Here is an 18,855-nt window from a genome sequence, read left to right as displayed (position 1 = left end):
GCAAGAAAATGAGAGGATATAAACATGGATTGTAATGGTTGTAACAGATGTACAGATGTTAAATGCAGCATAGAAACAAAGTGTCAGCAGCTTGACAGATCTCTTATGGATAAGTGGGGTGCCATAAGCTTCCCTATTTATCAGACGGCAACTTTTGCCCATGAAGGGCTGGGACAAAGTACGGGGTATGACTACACCAGAATGCAGAATCCAACCAGAAAGCAGCTTGAGTCTATAGTTGCCTATCTTGAAAACGGAATTGATGCTATAGCTTTTTCCAGTGGAATGGCAGCAGTTGCAACAATAATGGAGCTTTTTAAACCGGGAGATCATTTCATTATAGATGAGGACCTCTATGGCGGAAGCATCAGGCTTTTTAACGAGATAAGTACCAAAAACGGGCTGACTTATACCGCAATCAACTTAAGCAAAGAAGACATCACTCCATACATAAAAGAAAATACAAAAGCAGTATATCTTGAGACACCAACCAATCCCATGATGAATGTGACAGATATTAAAAAGCTTTCGAAGATTACTGCTGAGAAAAAACTTTTACTGATTGTTGATAATACATTTCTTTCGCCTTATTTCCAAAATCCCCTTGATCTTGGGGCGGATATTGTAATTCACTCAGGAACCAAATTTTTGGGAGGACATCACGACACAATAGGCGGCTTTGTGGTCGTAAAAGATGAAAAGCTTGATGAGAGACTTAGATTCATTTATAAAACGACAGGTGCAGGTCTTTCCCCTTTTGACAGCTGGCTTATTTTAAGAGGCATAAGGACTTTGGCTGTAAGACTTGACAGAGCACAGCAAAATGCGCTGGAACTGGCAAAATTTTTGAAACTAAAAAAACGTGTCACTAAAGTTATTTACCCGGGACTTCCGGATCATCCCGGATATGAGATCATGAAGGAGCAGGCAAGGGGCTTTGGAGCGATGCTCACTTTTGAAGTGGACAGTGCAGAAACCGCCAAATACATACTGGATAATGTACAGCTTATTTATTTTGCCGAGAGCCTTGGTGGAACAGAAACCCTTATAACATATCCGATAACGCAGACTCATGCTGATGTTCCCAAGGATCTTTTGGAAAAGAACGGTATAAATGACAGGGTGCTCAGATTATCTGTGGGAATTGAAGGAATTGCCGATCTTAAAGCTGAGTTTAACAGAATTTTTGAAAGTCTTTGATAAACTTGTTATTCTATGTTAGTATTTAAGAAATTTAATAGAGAAAGATATGCGGTGCCACTTCAGCTTGCCAGCTGACTTTGGTTAAAAGGGAAACAGGTGTAAAGCCTGTGCGAACTCGTCACTGTAAATGTGAGTATCTTTATCGCGCTTTTATTTTAATAATGGGCGGCCACTGTGAGAACGGGAAGGTAGATAAGGATATGTTGAAGCATGAGCCAGGAAACCTGCCGGATATCTGGTACAGGAATATAATTCCGGATCACGAGTAATTGATCGTACTGCTATATGGGAGCATTGCTCCTTTTCTTTTGTGCGCTATTTTACTCATTTTGATCAGGTCAAAATGAGTTTTTTTATTTCTGTGCCGTCTCAAATTTTAAGACAGGAGAGGAATTATGAAAAAGAAATCTTTAACCCAAGTATTGGCTGTTGCAAGTGCGTTTATATTACTTGCCGGATGCGGAAGTACGAAAAGCGCTGATGTGACAACCGAAAGCAGTACAGAGTCTTCCAATCAGGAGGTTAGTACTGAAGTTTCAGAAAGCGCAGATGGTAGTGAGATGACAGATGAAGAAAGAGCAAAAGAAGTAGCAGATCTGATTGATGCAATCTATGTTCAGGAATGGACCGATGAGACGGATGAACTTTGCAAAAAGGCAAAAGAAGCCTGGGATGCGCTTACAGATGAGCAAAAAGAACTTGTAGAAGGTGAGTTCGCCGATCCGGATTATTTTGGAAAAGATACCGGTGATGCTTCAAAAGATGATCCATTAAATGCAGATGACATCGGAGAGAATGAAATTCTTGTAGTAAGCTTTGGTACATCCTTTAACGATAGCAGAGCCATGGACATTGGCGGAGTTGAAAAAGCTATTGCAGAAGAGAATCCAGACTGGTCAGTCAGAAGAGCATTTACGGCACAGATCATTATAAATCATATTTTGGCAAGGGATGGAGAGAAGATTGATAACGTCCAGCAGGCTCTTGAGAGAGCAGTTTCAAACGGAGTAAAAAATCTTGTTGTTCAGCCTACACACCTTATGCATGGTGCTGAATATGACGAGCTTACAGAGGCTTTATCAAAATATTCAGATAAGTTTGAAAGTGTTTCAGTTGCTGAACCTCTTCTCGGAGAAGTTGGAAATGATGCGACTGTTATAAATGAAGATAAGAAAGCTGTTGCTGAAGCTGCTGTAGATGCTGCGGTTAAGACAGCAGGATACGACACTCTTAAAGATGCAGAGCAGGATAATACAGCATTTGTATTTATGGGACATGGAACAGCTCATACAGCAAAGGTAAGTTACAGCCAGATGGCTACTCAGATGAGTGAGCTTGGCTATGAAAATGTGTTTGTCGGTACTGTTGAGGGGGAACCGGAAGAGACATCCTGTGAAAATGTTATTGAAAAGGTAAAAGAGGCAGGATATAAAAAGGTGGTTCTTCGTCCGCTTATGGTAGTAGCAGGCGACCATGCCAACAACGATATGGCAGGAGATGAGGAAGATTCATGGAAGAGCATGTTTACGGCTTCAGGCTTTTTTGAAACTGTAGATTGCCAGATTGAAGGCCTTGGAAGAATTTCAGAAGTAGAAGACCTTTATGTTTCTCATACAAAAGCTGCAATTGAAAGCACAGAAGCTGTAGTTGACTCTTCAGAAACAGCCTCTGCTGCACTTGAAGATGGCGAGTATCAGGTGAAATTTACAACCGACAGCTCTATGTTCAAAATAAATGAAGCATATGATGATTACGGAACTCTTACGGTAAAAGACGGTGAGATGACTATTCACATTACACTTCCTTCTGAAAATGTTGTTAATCTTTACCTGGGACTTGCAGAAGATGCTGAAAAGGATGGAGCCGTGCTTCTTCAGCCGACTAAGGATGAAGTAACATATAGTGATGGAACAACCGAAACTGTAAACGGATTTGATGTACCTGTTCCATATCTTGATAAGGAATTTGATCTTGCTCTTGTCGGAACCAAGGGAAAATGGTATGACCACAAAGTTACAGTTGAATCTCCAAAGCAGTAATGAGTGGCAGCAAAATAATAAAGCAAAAAATGTTCAGTTAAGTCTGATACAGTTCCTGATTTAGGAATATTTATATGATAGAAAAATTGATTTTTATTAGAAATAAATTATGTATATTTTTTTTATGTGTTATAGGAATGATCACGGTGACCTCCTGCGCTTCGCAGGAGGCCTCCTTGCTGCTGCAGGGAGAAGAAAACAGCAGCTTTTGGATAGATATCACATTTGAAGGCGGCTCAGGAAAAGCCTATATAAAGTCACCGGTTGAAGTAACTGATAATAATGGGAAATTGACTGCAAAGTTTGTCTGGAGCAGTGAAAACTACGACTATATGATAGTCGATGGTAAAAAATATGATAATGAGAACAAAGGTGGAGAATCAATCTTCACCGTTGATATAGAAAATGTGTCAGAACCTCTGACTGTCATTGGCGATACGGTTGCCATGAGCACTCCCCATGAAATTGAATATGTTATTACATGGGGTGAGAAAAAAGAGGATGAAGGGGAAGATGAAGGTAACCTCATTTCTATCATAGAGACCAATAAAGAGTCTGTAAGAGAAGCCCTCTTAAAGTCGGGGCTTGAAAAGACGGGTGATATCAGCCTTAAATATGCAAACAGATTTTTCATAGAAGAATACGGCGATTACTACTATATATCAATAGAGAATTCAGGGGACTATTTACTGGTGCCGGAAAATAAAGAAGCTCCTGCAAATCTTCCGAAGGATACCGTGGTAATCAAAAGGCCTGTTAGTAACGCATATCTCGTTTCCACAGCAGCATTTGACCTTGTAAATACCTGTGGAGCTCTTGGAGATGTAAGGTTTTTGGGTGCAAAGGAAAGCGACCTCTACATTGAAGAGGTAAAAAAAGCCATGCAGGAGGGAAAAATACTTTATGCCGGTAAGTACAGGGCACCGGACTATGAGCTTCTTTTACAGGAAGAGTGCGACATGGTGATTGAAAACACTATGATTTTTCATGAGCCCTCAGCTATGGCAAAACTAAAGGAACTTGGAATGCCGGTACTAGTTGAGACATCAAGCTATGAAAAACATCCCCTTGGAAGACTTGAATGGATTAAGCTTTACGGCGTATTGTTTGATAAAGAAAAAGAAGCTGAAGATTTTTATGACGAACAGTTACAAATTATGGAGCCTTTGATGCAGGAAAAAACTGACACAGGCAAGACGGTGGCTTTTTTCCATGTGACATCAAACGGAAATGTAAATGTCAGAAAATCCGGAGATTATATTACCAAAATGATTGAGTTATCCGGGGGAAGATATGCTCTTACCAATGCAGGGGAGGGTGAAAATGCGCTCTCTACTATGAATATGCAGATGGAAGATTTTTACACCAATGCGGTGGATGCAGATATCATCATTTATAACAGCACAATTGGCGGAGAAATTTCATCTATAGATGAGCTTATTTCTTTAAATCCGCTTTTTGCAGATTTTAAGGCGGTAAAGGAAAAAAATGTTTACTGCACCAAGCGGAATCTTTTTCAGCAGATTACGGGAATGGCTGATTTTATGCAGGATTTGAATAACATATTTTTTGATATAGAAAGCGATTATACATATCTGAATAAGTTGGAATAATAAATGAGTAAGAAACGAAATATTTGCTTTTTTTCTTTGGCAGTAATCCTTATAGTGGGACTTATGTGGATAAATACAGCAGTTGGGAGTACCTATGTATCACCGGCTGAGGTTTTTGATATCCTTTTTGGCAAAAATACGGATAGTATGCATATGGCTGTAATATGGCAGATTCGCCTTCCAAGGTGTATTGCGGCATTTTTTCTTGGAGGAGCGCTTGCGCTTTCGGGTTATCTTTTACAGACATTTTTCGGAAACCCCATAGTAGGACCTTTTGTGCTGGGAATTTCTTCAGGAGCAAAGCTCTGTGTTGCCCTTATTATGATTTTCTTTCTTTCAAAAGGAAAAGAAATAGGACTTGGGAGCATGGTTATTTCAGCATTTTTTGGGTCCTTATTATCTGTTGTCTTTGTGCTTGCGGTTTCAGTTAAGGTAAAAAGCATGAGTGTGCTGGTTATCTGCGGAATAATGATAGGGTATGTTTGTTCCGCAATTACTGATTTTGTCGTGACATTTGCAGATGATTCCAACATTGTTAATCTTCATAACTGGTCTATGGGAAGTTTTTCGGGAATCAATTGGGATGAGATCATATTCATAGGAGTGATAGTAGTTTTTGGACTTGTTATAGCTCTTTTAATAATAAAACCAATGAATGCCTACAGGCTTGGAGAAAGCTATGCGCGAAGCGTCGGAGTCAACATAACTGCATTCAGAGTAATACTGATACTTCTTTCAAGCCTTCTTGCCGCCTGTGTAACAGCTTTTGCAGGTCCCATATCATTTGTTGGAATTGCTGTTCCGCATCTGTCAAGAAGCATATTAAAGACGGATGCTTCATACATTATGATACCCGCAAGTTTTCTTGGAGGTTCTTTAGTAACTTTGTTTTGTGATCTTTTAGCGCGAAGTCTTTTTGCGCCGACAGAGGTTAGTATCAGCTCTGTTACAGCGGTTTTTCTGGTTCCTGTGGTCATATTCATGATGATAAAAAGAACCGGTAAAAACTATATGCAGTAAATTTTGAAAAAACAGGGAAAATTCTATGTCTGAAAAAACAGGAATTGAGACTTTAGAACTAAATATTGGCTATAAATCAGACCTTGTAAAGAATATTGACATTAAGATAGAGCCTGGGACCATAGTAAGCTTAATAGGACCAAATGGAAGCGGCAAATCCACTCTTTTAAAAACTTTGACGGGAGAGCTTAAAAAAAGAGGAGGAGTTGTTTATTTAAACGGTCGTGACAGGCAGGAGATGTCCGAATCTGAAGTGGCAAAAGAAATGTCGATGGTCATGGCTACCGGAGTAAAGGCAGAACTGATGACCTGCAGGGAAGTGGTTGAGATCGGCAGATATCCATATACCGGAAGACTTGGCATTTTATCGGACTTAGACCGGGAAAAAGTCAAAGAGGCCATGGAGTGGACAGATATTTATGAGCTTAAGGACAAACTTTTTCAGAATATAAGTGATGGACAAAGACAAAGAGTTATGCTGGCAAGGGCAATATGTCAGGAACCGGAGATACTTATTCTTGACGAACCGACTTCTTATCTGGACATAAGACACAAGATCGACATTTTGCAGAAGATAAAATCTTTTGCCGTTCAAAAAAATGTGGCGGTTTTAATGTCACTTCATGAGCTTGAAATTGCAAAGAACATTTCCGACAAGGTTATAGCTCTGGGAGATGGAGAAGTTTTAAAGGTTGGACATCCTGATGATGTTATACAGGAAGAATTTATAAGAAAACTTTACAACCTTGAAAACATAGACACATCACTTTTGAAAAATTCTCTCTGGAGGTTTGATGGACCTAAGGATCATACACAAAATCCATCCTTTACCCTGAATAAAAAGGGTAAGGCCAAAGTCATAATGATACAGGGAACCATGTCAAATGCCGGGAAAAGCGTTATTGCGGCAGGTCTTTGCAGAATCTTTTCAGATGAAGGATACAAGGTTGCACCATTTAAATCGCAGAACATGGCACTTAATTCCTATATAACTAAAGATGGGCTTGAAATGGGAAGGGCGCAGGTGATGCAGGCTGAGTGTGCAAGGATTGAGCCTATGGCCATAATGAATCCTATCCTTTTAAAGCCTACAACTGATGTGGGCTCACAGGTGATAGTAAACGGGAAAGTTATTGGAAACATGAAGGCAATGGAATATTTTCGCCGCAAGAAAGAATTCATTCCGTGCATATTGGAAGCTTATGAAAAACTTTCCGGGGAGGCAGACATCATAGTTGTAGAGGGAGCAGGGTCCCCTGTTGAAATGAATCTGAAAAGCGGAGACATTGTAAATATGGGACTTGCAAAGATGATTGATGCTCCTGTTCTTCTTGTGGGGGATATTGACAGAGGAGGCGTTTTTGCACAGCTGATCGGAACCCTTGACCTCCTTGAAGATGATGAGAGAAAGAGGGTAAAGGGTGTCATCGTCAACAAATTCAGAGGAGATGGAAGGCTCTTTGAGGAAGGCATAAGGATACTTGAAGATAAGGGTAAAACAAAGGTTATTGGAGTGGTTCCTTTGATAGATGTCAGTCTTGATGATGAGGATTCTTTGTCTGAGAGATTTTCAAATACAGGAAAGGGAATATTTGATATTGCAGTTATAAGACTTCCCCATATTTCCAATTTTACCGATTTTGGGAGCTTTGATCAGATTCCGGAGGTGTCAGTAAGATATGTATCTCAAAAATCTGACCTTGGAAATCCGGATATGATAATAATACCCGGATCAAAAAGTACTGTTTCGGACCTTAAGTATATAAAGGAAAACGGTCTTGACAGAGCTATTATCAAAAAAGCTCATGAGGGCGTATGTATATTTGGTATCTGCGGCGGTTTCCAGATGCTGGGAAGACATATTTTGGATCCTGATGAAGTTGAAGGCGGTGGAAGTGAAGAGGGATTAAACCTTTTACCTGTTGATACTGTTTTGGGAAAAGAAAAAGTAAGGACTAATTACAGCGGAGTGATATCCGGCTCATCAGGAATTTTGAGAGACCTTGAAGGAACAAGGGTAAACGGATATGAAATACATATGGGAATAAGCACGGCTTTTGACGATATTAAAGAGTTTACTTCATCAAAAACAGGTTATTGCAACGAAAACATATACGGAACTTATATACATGGCTTTTTTGACAATAAAGAGGTGCTGCAAAAAATACTCAAGGCAATTTCAGAATATCGGGGGAAAACAATTGACCTTGAAAATGTGTCAGACTACGCGGATTTTAAGGATTTTCAGTATGATATTCTGGCAAAGAAGCTAAAGGAAAGTCTTGATATGGATTATATATACGAAATTATGGGGGGTAGAGCATGGAGTTTGAAGTAGTAAGACCTGATGAAATTGAGAAAAGAAGTTTTGAAATAATAACAAAAGAGCTTGAAGAAGCCGGAATAAAGATAGATGAAAAAAATGCTTTTGTGACTAAGAGGTGCATCCACACCTCAGCAGATTTTGATTATGCCAAAACACTTGTCTTTTCAGAGGGCGCAGTAGAAAAGATGAAAGAGCTTATAAGACAGGGAGCGTATATAGTAACCGATACCAATATGGCTCTTGCGGGTATAAACAAAAAAAGACTGGAAAAGTTCGGCGCAAGGGCTCTTTGTTTTATGGCAGATGAGGATGTTGCTGCAAAAGCCAAAGAGCAAGGCATAACAAGAGCAGCAGTTTCCATGGAAAAAGCTGCGCGTCTTGACGGCAAAGTTATTTTTGCGATTGGAAATGCGCCCACAGCTCTTGTTAAGCTTCATGAAATGATGGAGAAAGAGGGCTATATTCCAGACTTTATAATTGGTGTTCCTGTTGGATTTGTAAACGTGGTATGGGCTAAAGAACTATTTATAAACTCAGATGTTCCATACATCATCAACAGGGGACGCAAGGGCGGAAGTAACATCGCTGCCGCAATATGTAATGCGGTTTTATATGATATGTGAGAAAAAATATGAGAAAAGGCTTTACGACCGGGAGCTGTGCTGCTGCAGCCAGTAAGGCTGCGGCTCTTATGCTTCTTGGTGGAAACAAAAAAGAAAAAATTGAAATAGATACACCGGCTGGAATAAAGTACTGTCCTGTAATAGAGGAAATAAGCATCACTGAAAACTACGTCTCCTGTGCTGTAAGAAAGGACTCCGGTGATGATCCCGATGTGACAAACAACGCCCTTATTTTTTCCAAAGTGAGCTTTTCCGATAGAGAAGAGCCTTCTGAAAAAGCCTGCAGGATAAGAATTACAGGTGGAGTGGGAGTTGGAACAGTTACAAGACCTGGACTTGATCAAAAGGTTGGAAATGCCGCAATTAATTCCGTGCCAAGGCAAATGATTGAAAAAGAGGTGCTAGAGGTCTGCGATTTATTTGACTATGAGGGAGAACTTGATGTGGAGATTTTTGTTCCGGAAGGTGAAAGGATAGCCGAAAGGACATTTAATCCAAGGCTTGGCATAGAGGGAGGCATATCTATAATAGGGACAACAGGCATTGTTGAGCCTATGAGTATGAAGGCAATACTGGACACAATCCGGATAGAACTACGACAACAAAAGCACCTTTTTGCTCCTGTCGCAGTTGTATCTCCGGGAAATTACGGGCTTGAGTTTATGAAAGACACTTATGGCTATGATCTTGACAGGGCAGTAAAATGTTCCAATTTTATTGGCGATACCATAGACATGGCAATAGAGCTTGGCTTTGATAAAATGCTTCTTTGCGGACATGTAGGAAAGCTTATTAAAGTTTCCGGTGGAATCATGAACACCCATTCAAGGGAAGCCGATTGCAGGATGGAACTGATGGCAGCTGCAGCAGCAAAGGCAGGAGCCAAAACAGGAGATATTTTGGATATTTTAAACTGTGTTTCAACGGAAGAAGCTGTTGAAGTGTATTTAAGAGCAGGGATCATGGAAAAAAGCTTTGACCATATAATGGACAGAATAGATTTTTACCTGAATAAAAGAGCGGGCTTTAAAATGGATGTTCAGTGCATTGTATATTCCAATCAGTATGGACTTTTGGGAAAGACCAAAAAAGCAGAAGAATTTTTAGATAAAGCAAAGGGAGTATCATAATGGTTCATTTTGTAGGAGCAGGACCCGGAGCAGTAGACCTTATAACCGTAAGGGGAATGGAATTATTAAAACAAAGTGACGTGATAATTTATGCAGGGAGTCTCATTAATCCTGAGATTTTAAATTATGCCGGTGAGGGAGCCGTTATTTATAACAGTGCCCAAATGACTCTTGAAGAGATCATTGAGGTAATAAAAAAAGCTGATAAAGATGGAAAGAGCGTTGTGAGACTTCATACGGGAGAACCAAGTATTTACGGAGCTGTCAGAGAACAGATGGATATACTTGATAAGGAGAAAATACCATATGATTCCTGTCCCGGAGTAAGTGCCTGTTTTGGAGCAGCAGCGAGTCTTAACCTTGAATATACCCTTCCGGAAGTATCGCAGACTCTTATAATCACAAGACTTGAAGGAAAAACTAAAGTCCCTGAAAAAGAAAAGATGAATCTTCTTGCTTCTCACAGAGCCTCAATGGCGATTTATCTAAGTACCGGTCTTTTGGATGAACTGTCAAAAGAACTGATAGACGGAGGCTACAACAAAGATACTCCTGCAGCTATTGTCTATAAAGCAACATGGCCTGAAGAGAAAAAGGTGATATGTACAATTGGTGAGCTTTCTAAAGTTGCGGAAAGAGAAAATATTACAAAAACGGCGATTGTACTTGTGGGAGATGTAATAGGAAAAAAAGACTATGAGAGGTCAAAGCTTTATGATCCTTCATTTTCAACAGAGTTTAGGAGCAGCAAAAAGGAAAAACAGTGAATAAAACAGCAATATGCTTTACTTCAAATGGAATTGAAGTAATAAAAAAAATAAAGTACGAATGTGAAAAAACAGGGATCAAGGCTCCAAAAGCTTATGTCTTAATGGCAGAGTATAAGGATGATGGGGAAGGCTTTGACAAAGTTAATGTTACTTTAAATGAATGGACAAAGGAGCACTTTACATCCGGTAATGCACTGATATTCGTAGGAGCAATGGGTATTGCAGTCAGGGCGATCGCACCCTTTGTAAGGGATAAGCTTGTTGATTGCCCGGTGGTTGTCATAGACGATAAGGGGCAGTTTGTGATTCCTGTTTTATCAGGGCATGTAGGAGGTGCCAATAAGCTTTCGATGACTCTTTCAAAGCTTATTGGGGCAGTGCCTGTGATTACTACTTCAACTGATGCGGAAGGAGTTTTTTCCGTGGATCAGTATGCAACGGAAAACAGATTTATTATAGCAAATCGTGATGGGATAAAAAAAGTGTCAGCCAAGGCGCTGGAGGACAAAAAGATCACACTTTCCATAAAGGACTATCCGCCGAAAGAAAAGGTTGATGTACTTGTGGCAGACGATACGGATGCAGAGTATTCTCTTTTGCTGAAACCTAAAAAATATACAGTCGGGATCGGAATGAAAAAAGGAAAGGATAGGGCTGCGGCAGAGGAGTTTTTCCTTGAAACCTTAAAAAAACTGGAGCTTGATGTATCTGATATTTATGCTTTTTGCACCATTGATATTAAAGAGGATGAAGAGGCACTTATTTTTTTACGGGATAAGTACAGGATACCGCTTCTTACTTTTGACAGTAAGCTGCTTGGTAAGGCAGAAGGAGAGTTTTCTTCATCTGATTTTGTAAAAAAGACTGTCGGAGTTGGAAATGTCTGTGAAAGGGCAGCAGTACTCGGTGCAGGAGCAGGAAGCAGTCTTGTTATGAAAAAGACTGCAAATGAAGGAATGACTATCGCAGTTGCAAAAAGAAACATTTTTGTCAGCAGAATATAAACGGAGCAAAATATGAGAAAAATATACGTGGTCGGAATAGGTCCCGGAAGCATTGATAATATGACTATAAGAGCCAAAAAGGCTCTTGATGAAAGTGATATATTTGTTGGCTATCGCGCATATATCGACCTTATCAGGGAAGAATACCCTCATAAGGAATTTTATGAAAACGGAATGAGAGGGGAAATTGAAAGGTGCGAGAAATGTGTTGAGCTTGCTTTAAGTGGAAAGACGGTTTCCATTATTTGTAGTGGTGATGCCGGAGTGTACGGCATGGCATCACCAATATACGAAGTGGCTCAAAGTAAAGGCTTTAAAAACATTGAGGTTATTTCAGGAGTTACAGCAGCACTTAGCGGAGGAGCTGTTTTAGGAGCACCCCTTTCCCATGATTTTTGCGTTATCAGTTTGAGTGATCTTTTAACTCCATGGGAGATCATAGAAAAAAGGTTAAGAAGTGCTGCCAAGGGAGATTTTTGTATTGCCATATACAATCCTTCGAGTAAAAAAAGAGCCGATTATCTGAAAAAAGCCTGCGATATACTTATGGAAATTCTCCCAAAGGACAGAATCTGTGGATACGTCAGAAACATAGAAAGAGAAGGATGTGAGAAAAAAGTCTGTTCTCTTTTGCAATTATCAAATGAGAATGTTGATATGTTTACGACTGTTTTTATCGGTAATTCGATGACAAAAGCTTTTGATGATATATTGGTTACCCCAAGAGGCTACAGACTATGAGAAAGATAGTTATTTTTTCCGGAACAACTGAAGGAAGGCTATTATCCGAGATGCTTTCAAAGCAAGGTATAAGTCATTTTGTTTGTGTCGCGACAGAATATGGAAAAGATATGATGGATAAAAGTCCTCTGGCAAAAGTCTTATCCCGCCGCATGGATAAAGAAGCCATGGAAGATTTTTTTTATTCCGAAAAAATTGATGATGGAGCTGTTGTTGTAGATGCAACGCATCCTTATGCAAGGGAAGTAACGGATAATCTTAAATATGTGACATCAAAACATAATATAGAGTATGTAAGGATCATCAGGGAAAAAAGTGATGCTTATTATGAAGGTGTTACTTATTATTCTGATGCGTCAGAATGTGCGGAGGCTCTTTTAGCTCAGGAAGGAAACATTCTCCTTACAACAGGAAGTAAAGAGCTGGACAAGTTTAGTATTTTGCTAAAAAAAGATGATAGGACAAGAGTTTTTGTAAGGGTACTGCCTGCATTGGAAAGCATTAAACTATGCATCAATATGGGAGTTATGCAGGATCATATAATTGCCATGCAGGGGCCTTTTAGTCAAAAAATGAATGAAGCTCTTTTGCAGCAATATGACATAAAGCATTTGATTACCAAGGACAGTGGCACAGCCGGAGGCTTTGATGAGAAAATCAGGGCAGCTCTTTCCGGGAACGCCAAGGTTCATGTTATTGAGAGACCTGCTTACGAAAATGGTATAAGTGTGGGAGAAGCCTTTAAGCTTATTACAGGTAAAGAAGCAGATGAACATGGGACCATGAAGGTTGTTCTTGCCGGTGCAGGAATGGGAAATAAGCTATTTGAAACAGTGGCGCTAAAAGAAGAAATAGAAAAAAGCGATATTGTTTTTGGTGCAGAAAGGCTTTTAAAGGAAATCTCAAAACCAAAATATAATATGTACCTTTCATCTGATATCATACCCGTTCTGGAAAAAGAAAAACCGGAAAAAGCAGTAATTTTATTTTCCGGTGATACCGGCTTTTACAGCGGAGCAAAAAAGATGGAAAAAGCACTAAGGGACTGGAAAAAGGATTTAGATATAACTGTTTTACCCGGAATATCCTCTTTTTCATATCTGGCTTCAAAAACAGGTGAGAGCTATGAAGATGCCAAAATGTGCAGCCTTCATGGCAAAAATAAAAAAGAGGATATGGCAGAAGTTATTGATAAGATACAACATAATCGCAAAACTTTTGTCTTACTTTCCGGCAAAGAAGATGTTAAAAAACTGTCTGAAAAAATGCTTTCCATGGGAATAGATGCTGAAATTACAATCGGAAGAAACTTATCCTATGAGGGAGAAGTGATAAAAAAATTAACCTTGGAGGAAGCTGGAAAATACAGTGATGAAGGTATTGTGACTGTCTTTATAAAGAATAATTCACCCAAAAGAAGGCTTCTGATCAATATAAAAAAGGATGACTTTTTTATAAGGGACAAGGTTCCTATGACAAAAGAGTGTATAAGGCATGAAAGCATTATTCGCCTAAAACTTAAGGAAGGAGACATTTTTTATGACATAGGCGGGGGAACGGGCTCTGTGGCTGTAGAGGCAGCAGGTCTTAGCAGGACGCTTAAGGTTACAACAATTGAGAAAAAGCCGGAAGCCGTAAAACTTATAAAAGAAAACGTTCAAAAGGCGGGGCTTGAAAATATAGATATCATATGTGATGAGGCTATTGAAACTGTTAAAACACTTCCAAAACCGGATGCGGTTTTTATTGGCGGTAGCGGAGGAAAATTAAAGGAAATAATCGACATTTTAAGGGAAAAAGGTCCCGGTATACGATTTGTGATAAATGCTGTAAGTCTTGAGACAATAGAGGAAATTACATGTATTTTAAAAGACACCCCTCATAAAGATGAGGAGATAACCATGATTTCAGTAAGCGATGTTAAAAAGGCGGGAGAACATCACCTTTTGTCAGCCCAGAATCCTGTATGGATTTTTTCATTTGTAATGGAGTAGATAAAGTTGAGTGATATTTGTGCTAAGAGAGTAATGATAGCTGCTTTAAAAAGTGGCAGCGGAAAGACTTTGATTACCTGCGGATTGTTAAAGCATTTAAAAGATAAAGGACTAGATGTAGTTTCTTTTAAATGCGGACCTGATTATATTGATCCCATGTTCCATAAAAAGGTTTTGGGAATCGACGGGAGAAATCTCGACACATACTTTTCCGGAACAGAAGGGGTTAAGAGAATAGTTGCAGAGGTAGGTGAAAAGTATGCTGTTATGGAAGGCGTAATGGGAATCTATGATGGCATGAAAGCTGATTCTTTAGAAGGTTCATGCTATGAAGCTTCTAAGGTAACTAAAACGCCTGTTATCCTTATTGCAGATGCTTCAGGCTGTGGCAGGACTATTATTTCTCTCATAAAGGGAGTTCTGCATGATGATACTGATTGCCTCATAAAAGGAATCATCTTAAACAGGATAAGCAGCTCTTTTTACGATTCACTAAAAGATGTGCTTATTAAAGAAATCAGGGCTTTTAGAAGTGATGTAGAGCTTCTTGGTTTCTTTCCCAAAAAACCTGAGCTGTCAATTGAGAGCAGACATCTGGGACTCAGGCTTCCCAAAGAGATAGATCTTTTGCGGGAAAAGATAGAAAAATCAGCAAAAGTTCTTGATGAAAACATTGAAACAGACAAGATAATTCGCATCATGGAAAATGCTGAAAATCTTTATGTTGATTTAAAAGAAAATGTCGCCTTCAATGATAAAAAAAAGAAGGTGAATCTTGCAGTTGCTTATGATGAGGCGTTTTGTTTTTATTACAAAGACAACCTTGATCTGTTTAGGGAAAACGGAGTAGAGATAGAATTTTTTTCTCCGCTTTGGGATAAAACTCTTCCAAAGGATGCAGATGGAATCTTATTAGGAGGAGGGTATCCTGAGCTCTACCTTGACAGGTTAAGTAAGAATACGAACATGTTATCATCCATAAGGTGTGCTATTGAAAATAATGTTCCTAGCCTTGCCGAGTGTGGCGGATTTATGTATCTGCATAAATCTGTTGCAGATACAGACGGAAATGAATATGAAATGGTTGGCGCAATTGATGGAAAATGTAGTTTTTCAGGACACCTTGTAAGATTTGGCTATATGAGAATAAATTCGGCAAACGAAGATGCTTTTCAGGATGAGCTTTTTGGAAGTCTTATAGGCATGAAGGGGCATGAATTCCACTATTACGACAGTTCCATTAATGGAGAAGCTTTTGTGGCAGGAAAGCCGGATAACAGCAGAATGTGGAAATGCATGATAACAGAGAACAACGGAATATGGGGATTTCCGCATTTTTATTACAGATCAGATCCTGAATTTGTTTTGAAGTTTATAGATAGAATGTCAGAAAAAAAATAATTGTATGTTTATACGGATGTTGTGGTATCATAGAGCAAATACTTTTTTGCTTTAAAGGAGTAATGTATATGACGATACTACAGTTAAAATATGTAATAGCAATAGATGAAGAGTGCTCTATGAGGAAAGCCGCCGACAGGCTCTATGTTTCACAGCCCGGTCTTTCAAGTGCCGTAAGGGATTTGGAAAGTGAGATTGGCATTCAGATTTTTGAAAGAGTCCATAACGGTGTTGTTACTACATCAGCAGGGGCATCTTTCATAGCATATGCCAGAAATGCAGTAGAACAGTTTGAAAAGGTTGAAAATAAATATCTTAATTCAGGCAGTCAGAAGCAGACATTTTCCGTGTCGATGCAGCATTACACCATTGCTGTAAACGCATTTATCGATACCGTAAAAGAATTTGATCTTGATGAATATCAGTATTCAATAAGGGAAACACAGACAAGCGAAGTGATTGAAGATGTTAAGACCTTAAGAAGTGAAGTAGGTGTTATCGCTCTTTCTGACTTTAACAAGAATACTTTTAAGAAAGTATTTGCAGATGCATCCTTGGAGTTTCATGAGCTCTTTTCAAGAGACAGCTATGTTTATCTTAGAAAAGATCACCCCTTGGCAGAGAAAGATGAGATATCTCTTGAGGAACTTCATGACTACCCCTGCATGGTGTTTGATCAGGGAGACAATACGTCTTTTTACTATAGGGAAGAGGCACTTGCGACCTATGACTATAAAAAGGTAATAAGTACCAACGAAAGAGCAACATCTATTGAGCTTATGCTGGGACTTAACGGCTACGCTGTGGGAGCTGCTATGCTTGGAGACAGCCTTAATGAATCTGAACTTACTGCAATTAAGCTCAAGGAAGAAGAGAAACTTTTATTTGGCTACATTACCAGAAAGGGAAGCGAATTAAGCAAGATGGGATGCGCCTTTGTAGAAAAGCTTGAAGCTTACAGATAATACTTATGACTTCTTGAACTAAATTTCAGAAATCCGCATATACTGCGGATTTCGTGAGAATATGAGCAAAGACACAGATTTTCTGACCAAAATAGTGTATAATGAATCATATACAAGAGTCCGATATTTCATTTGATTCATTTATACGGGGGTATTTATGGAAGAAAAAAGACGTAGCAAAAGAATTGATTTATCCGGAGAAATTATCATCAAGGAAATAGGAACAGGTTCCGAAAAAACAGTTGAAATTAAGATCAATGACGCTTCAAGTGTAGGAGTAGGTTTTACTACTGAAGAGAAGCTTACCATCGGCAACAACTACGAGGCTAATCTTGCTATTTGGACCAAGGAAGTTCTGCACGTGTTTATAAAGATAGTCAGGGCATCTGTAGATGAAGACGGTTATCACTATGGCGGATTGTTCATAGGTATGCCGGAAGATATCAAACAGAGAATTGATGTTTATGAGATTGTTGAAGAAGAGAAGGCAAAACTTGAAGGAAAATGAAAAATTTATAAAAATGCATTGACTCTTAAAATAAAACGTAGTAAGATTTTATCAATTTAAAAATTTAAACCAATGAAGCGGAAGAAAAAGCGTATTCTGCACCGAAAGATATTTCTTTCCAGAGAGTCCGGGATGGTGGGAGCCGGATGGTAGCGGGGCGCGTGGGTGTTATTCATCCTTATATGGGCCGCCGAGGGCATGGGGAAAGAGCTTTTGCTTTAGTATCCGTGACGTGAGGCTTACGTTAGTAGTCGGGGATATGTAGGTATCCTGCAAGCGCACGAAGTCATTTTCGTGAATCAAGGTGGCACCGCGGATAGTGTATAATTATTCGTCCTTGACAGAAAAAACAAGAATTTTCTGTCAAGGACTTTTCTTTTGCTCAAAAATAGAAATCCTCATGACAGAACACCCAAGGGAGGAAATGAAATGATCAAAGAAGCTATTGTAAAAATCGTAAACAAAGAGGACTTATCCTATGATGAGGCCTACACAGTAATGAATGAGATCATGAGCGGAGAAACAACACCCACTCAGAATGCTGCATTTTTGGCAGCTCTTTCAACAAAGAGTGCAAGAGCAGAGACAACAGATGAAATTGCAGGCTGTGCAGCAGCAATGAGAGACCATGCAACTAAAGTTGACACAGGCATGGATGTTCTTGAGATTGTAGGTACAGGCGGAGATAATGCCGGAAGCTTTAACATTTCTACAACTACAGCAATTATTACAGCTGCAGCAGGAATCAAGGTAGCAAAGCACGGAAACAGGGCAGCTTCTTCATTGTCAGGAACAGCAGACTGCCTTGAAGCACTTGGAGTAAATATCGATCAGAGTCCCGAAAAGTGTGTAGAGCTTCTTAAAGAGGCAGGAATGTGCTTCTTTTTTGCACAAAAGTATCACGCTTCAATGAAATATGTTGGTGCCATCAGAAAAGAATTGGGATTCAGAACAGTATTCAATATTCTTGGACCTTTGACAAATCCTGCTTCACCCACACGTCAGCTTTTGGGAGTATATGATGACTATCTTGTTGAGCCTCTGGCTCAGGTTCTTGTAAGTCTTGGAATAAAGAGGGGAATGGTTGTTTACGGAATGGATAAGCTTGATGAGATTTCTCTTTCAGCTCCGACCAAAATCTGCGAGATTAACGACGGATGGTACAAGACATTTGTTATAAGACCTGAGGATTTTGGCTTTGAGACATGCGACAAGAGTGAGCTTAAGGGCGGGACACCTAAAGAAAATGCGCAGATCACTCTTGATATCTTAAATGGTGTAAAGGGACATAAGAGAAATGCTGTTTTATTAAACGCAGGTGCAGCTCTCTATATCGGCGGAAAGGCTGATTCAATGGCTGATGGAGTAAAAAAAGCTGCCGAGATCATTGACTCCGGTAAGGCAAAAGAAACCTTGGATAAAATCATAGAAGTCAGCAACAGATGATGAGCTGCAAACACAGATTTGGAAAGGATGCTTGATAAGTAAATGTAGCAAAATGATCAAGGTATTTTTCTA

General features: G+C 39.4%; 15 protein-coding genes, 1 pseudogene and 1 riboswitch. All 16 genes and pseudogenes read left to right on the top strand.

The window, feature by feature from the left end; translation table 11 throughout:
* Positions 1 to 24 precede the first annotated feature (24 nt).
* Positions 25 to 1,200 (top strand): PLP-dependent aspartate aminotransferase family protein, encoded by a 1,176-nt coding sequence (locus J6O61_RS02165; protein ID WP_330613709.1) that lies wholly within the window; start codon positions 25 to 27, stop codon positions 1,198 to 1,200.
* Between the two features lie 35 nt (positions 1,201 to 1,235).
* Positions 1,236 to 1,449, top strand: a riboswitch (cobalamin riboswitch).
* 149 nt (positions 1,450 to 1,598) lie between these two features.
* Complete coding sequence (locus tag J6O61_RS02160) at positions 1,599 to 3,242, top strand: sirohydrochlorin cobaltochelatase (RefSeq protein WP_292209023.1); 1,644 nt, start codon at positions 1,599 to 1,601, stop codon at positions 3,240 to 3,242.
* Between the two features lie 176 nt (positions 3,243 to 3,418).
* Positions 3,419 to 4,855 carry an ABC transporter substrate-binding protein gene (locus tag J6O61_RS02155; RefSeq protein WP_292209020.1) on the top strand — a complete coding sequence of 479 codons (1,437 nt, stop codon included), beginning with the start codon at positions 3,419 to 3,421 and terminating at the stop codon, positions 4,853 to 4,855.
* Between the two features lie 3 nt (positions 4,856 to 4,858).
* Positions 4,859 to 5,875 (top strand): FecCD family ABC transporter permease, encoded by a 1,017-nt coding sequence (locus J6O61_RS02150; RefSeq protein ID WP_292209017.1) that lies wholly within the window; start codon positions 4,859 to 4,861, stop codon positions 5,873 to 5,875.
* A gap of 25 nt (positions 5,876 to 5,900) precedes the next feature.
* A pseudogene (locus tag J6O61_RS19550) lies at positions 5,901 to 6,398 on the top strand (ABC transporter ATP-binding protein); the annotation flags it as partial.
* Between the two features lie 339 nt (positions 6,399 to 6,737).
* Complete coding sequence (locus J6O61_RS19545; RefSeq protein WP_292209071.1) at positions 6,738 to 8,213, top strand: cobyric acid synthase; 1,476 nt, start codon at positions 6,738 to 6,740, stop codon at positions 8,211 to 8,213.
* Positions 8,198 to 8,824, top strand: coding sequence for a precorrin-8X methylmutase (locus J6O61_RS02135; RefSeq protein ID WP_292209014.1), 627 nt, complete (start codon positions 8,198 to 8,200; stop codon positions 8,822 to 8,824). Before J6O61_RS19545 ends, J6O61_RS02135 begins: the two co-directional genes overlap by 16 nt.
* An 8-nt stretch (positions 8,825 to 8,832) precedes the next feature.
* Entirely contained in the window at positions 8,833 to 9,954 is a 1,122-nt protein-coding gene (gene cbiD, locus J6O61_RS02130; RefSeq protein WP_292209012.1) for a cobalt-precorrin-5B (C(1))-methyltransferase CbiD, read from the top strand.
* On the top strand, positions 9,954 to 10,721 hold the full coding sequence (cobM, locus tag J6O61_RS02125) for a precorrin-4 C(11)-methyltransferase (RefSeq protein ID WP_292209009.1): 768 nt from the start codon (positions 9,954 to 9,956) through the stop codon (positions 10,719 to 10,721). Before cbiD ends, cobM begins: the two co-directional genes overlap by 1 nt.
* The gene (locus tag J6O61_RS02120) at positions 10,718 to 11,728 is read left to right on the top strand and encodes a cobalt-precorrin 5A hydrolase (RefSeq protein ID WP_292209007.1); all 1,011 of its coding nucleotides are present in this window, start codon (positions 10,718 to 10,720) and stop codon (positions 11,726 to 11,728) included. The genes cobM and J6O61_RS02120 overlap by 4 nt, the downstream gene beginning before the upstream one ends.
* 12 nt (positions 11,729 to 11,740) lie before the next feature.
* Positions 11,741 to 12,469, top strand: a complete 729-nt coding sequence (gene cobJ / locus J6O61_RS02115; protein WP_292209004.1) for a precorrin-3B C(17)-methyltransferase — start codon at positions 11,741 to 11,743, stop codon at positions 12,467 to 12,469.
* A complete protein-coding gene (gene cobK, locus J6O61_RS02110) occupies positions 12,466 to 14,463 on the top strand; it encodes a precorrin-6A reductase (protein ID WP_292209000.1) in 1,998 nt (665 codons plus the stop codon). The genes cobJ and cobK overlap by 4 nt, the downstream gene beginning before the upstream one ends.
* A gap of 6 nt (positions 14,464 to 14,469) precedes the next feature.
* Positions 14,470 to 15,864: a cobyrinate a,c-diamide synthase gene (locus J6O61_RS02105; RefSeq protein ID WP_292208997.1), complete on the top strand. Its 1,395-nt coding sequence runs from the start codon at positions 14,470 to 14,472 to the stop codon at positions 15,862 to 15,864.
* A 68-nt stretch (positions 15,865 to 15,932) separates the two neighbouring features.
* On the top strand, positions 15,933 to 16,829 hold the full coding sequence (locus J6O61_RS02100) for a LysR family transcriptional regulator (protein ID WP_292208994.1): 897 nt from the start codon (positions 15,933 to 15,935) through the stop codon (positions 16,827 to 16,829).
* Between the two features lie 157 nt (positions 16,830 to 16,986).
* Entirely contained in the window at positions 16,987 to 17,337 is a 351-nt protein-coding gene (locus J6O61_RS02095) for a PilZ domain-containing protein (protein WP_292208991.1), read from the top strand.
* A gap of 429 nt (positions 17,338 to 17,766) precedes the next feature.
* Positions 17,767 to 18,783, top strand: a complete 1,017-nt coding sequence (gene trpD, locus J6O61_RS02090; RefSeq protein ID WP_292208988.1) for an anthranilate phosphoribosyltransferase — start codon at positions 17,767 to 17,769, stop codon at positions 18,781 to 18,783.
* Positions 18,784 to 18,855: the final 72 nt, after the last annotated feature.

The organism is Butyrivibrio sp., assembly GCF_017635265.1.
Lineage (GTDB): Bacteria > Bacillota > Clostridia > Lachnospirales > Lachnospiraceae > Butyrivibrio.
This window is presented reverse-complemented; position numbering and strand designations above follow the sequence as displayed.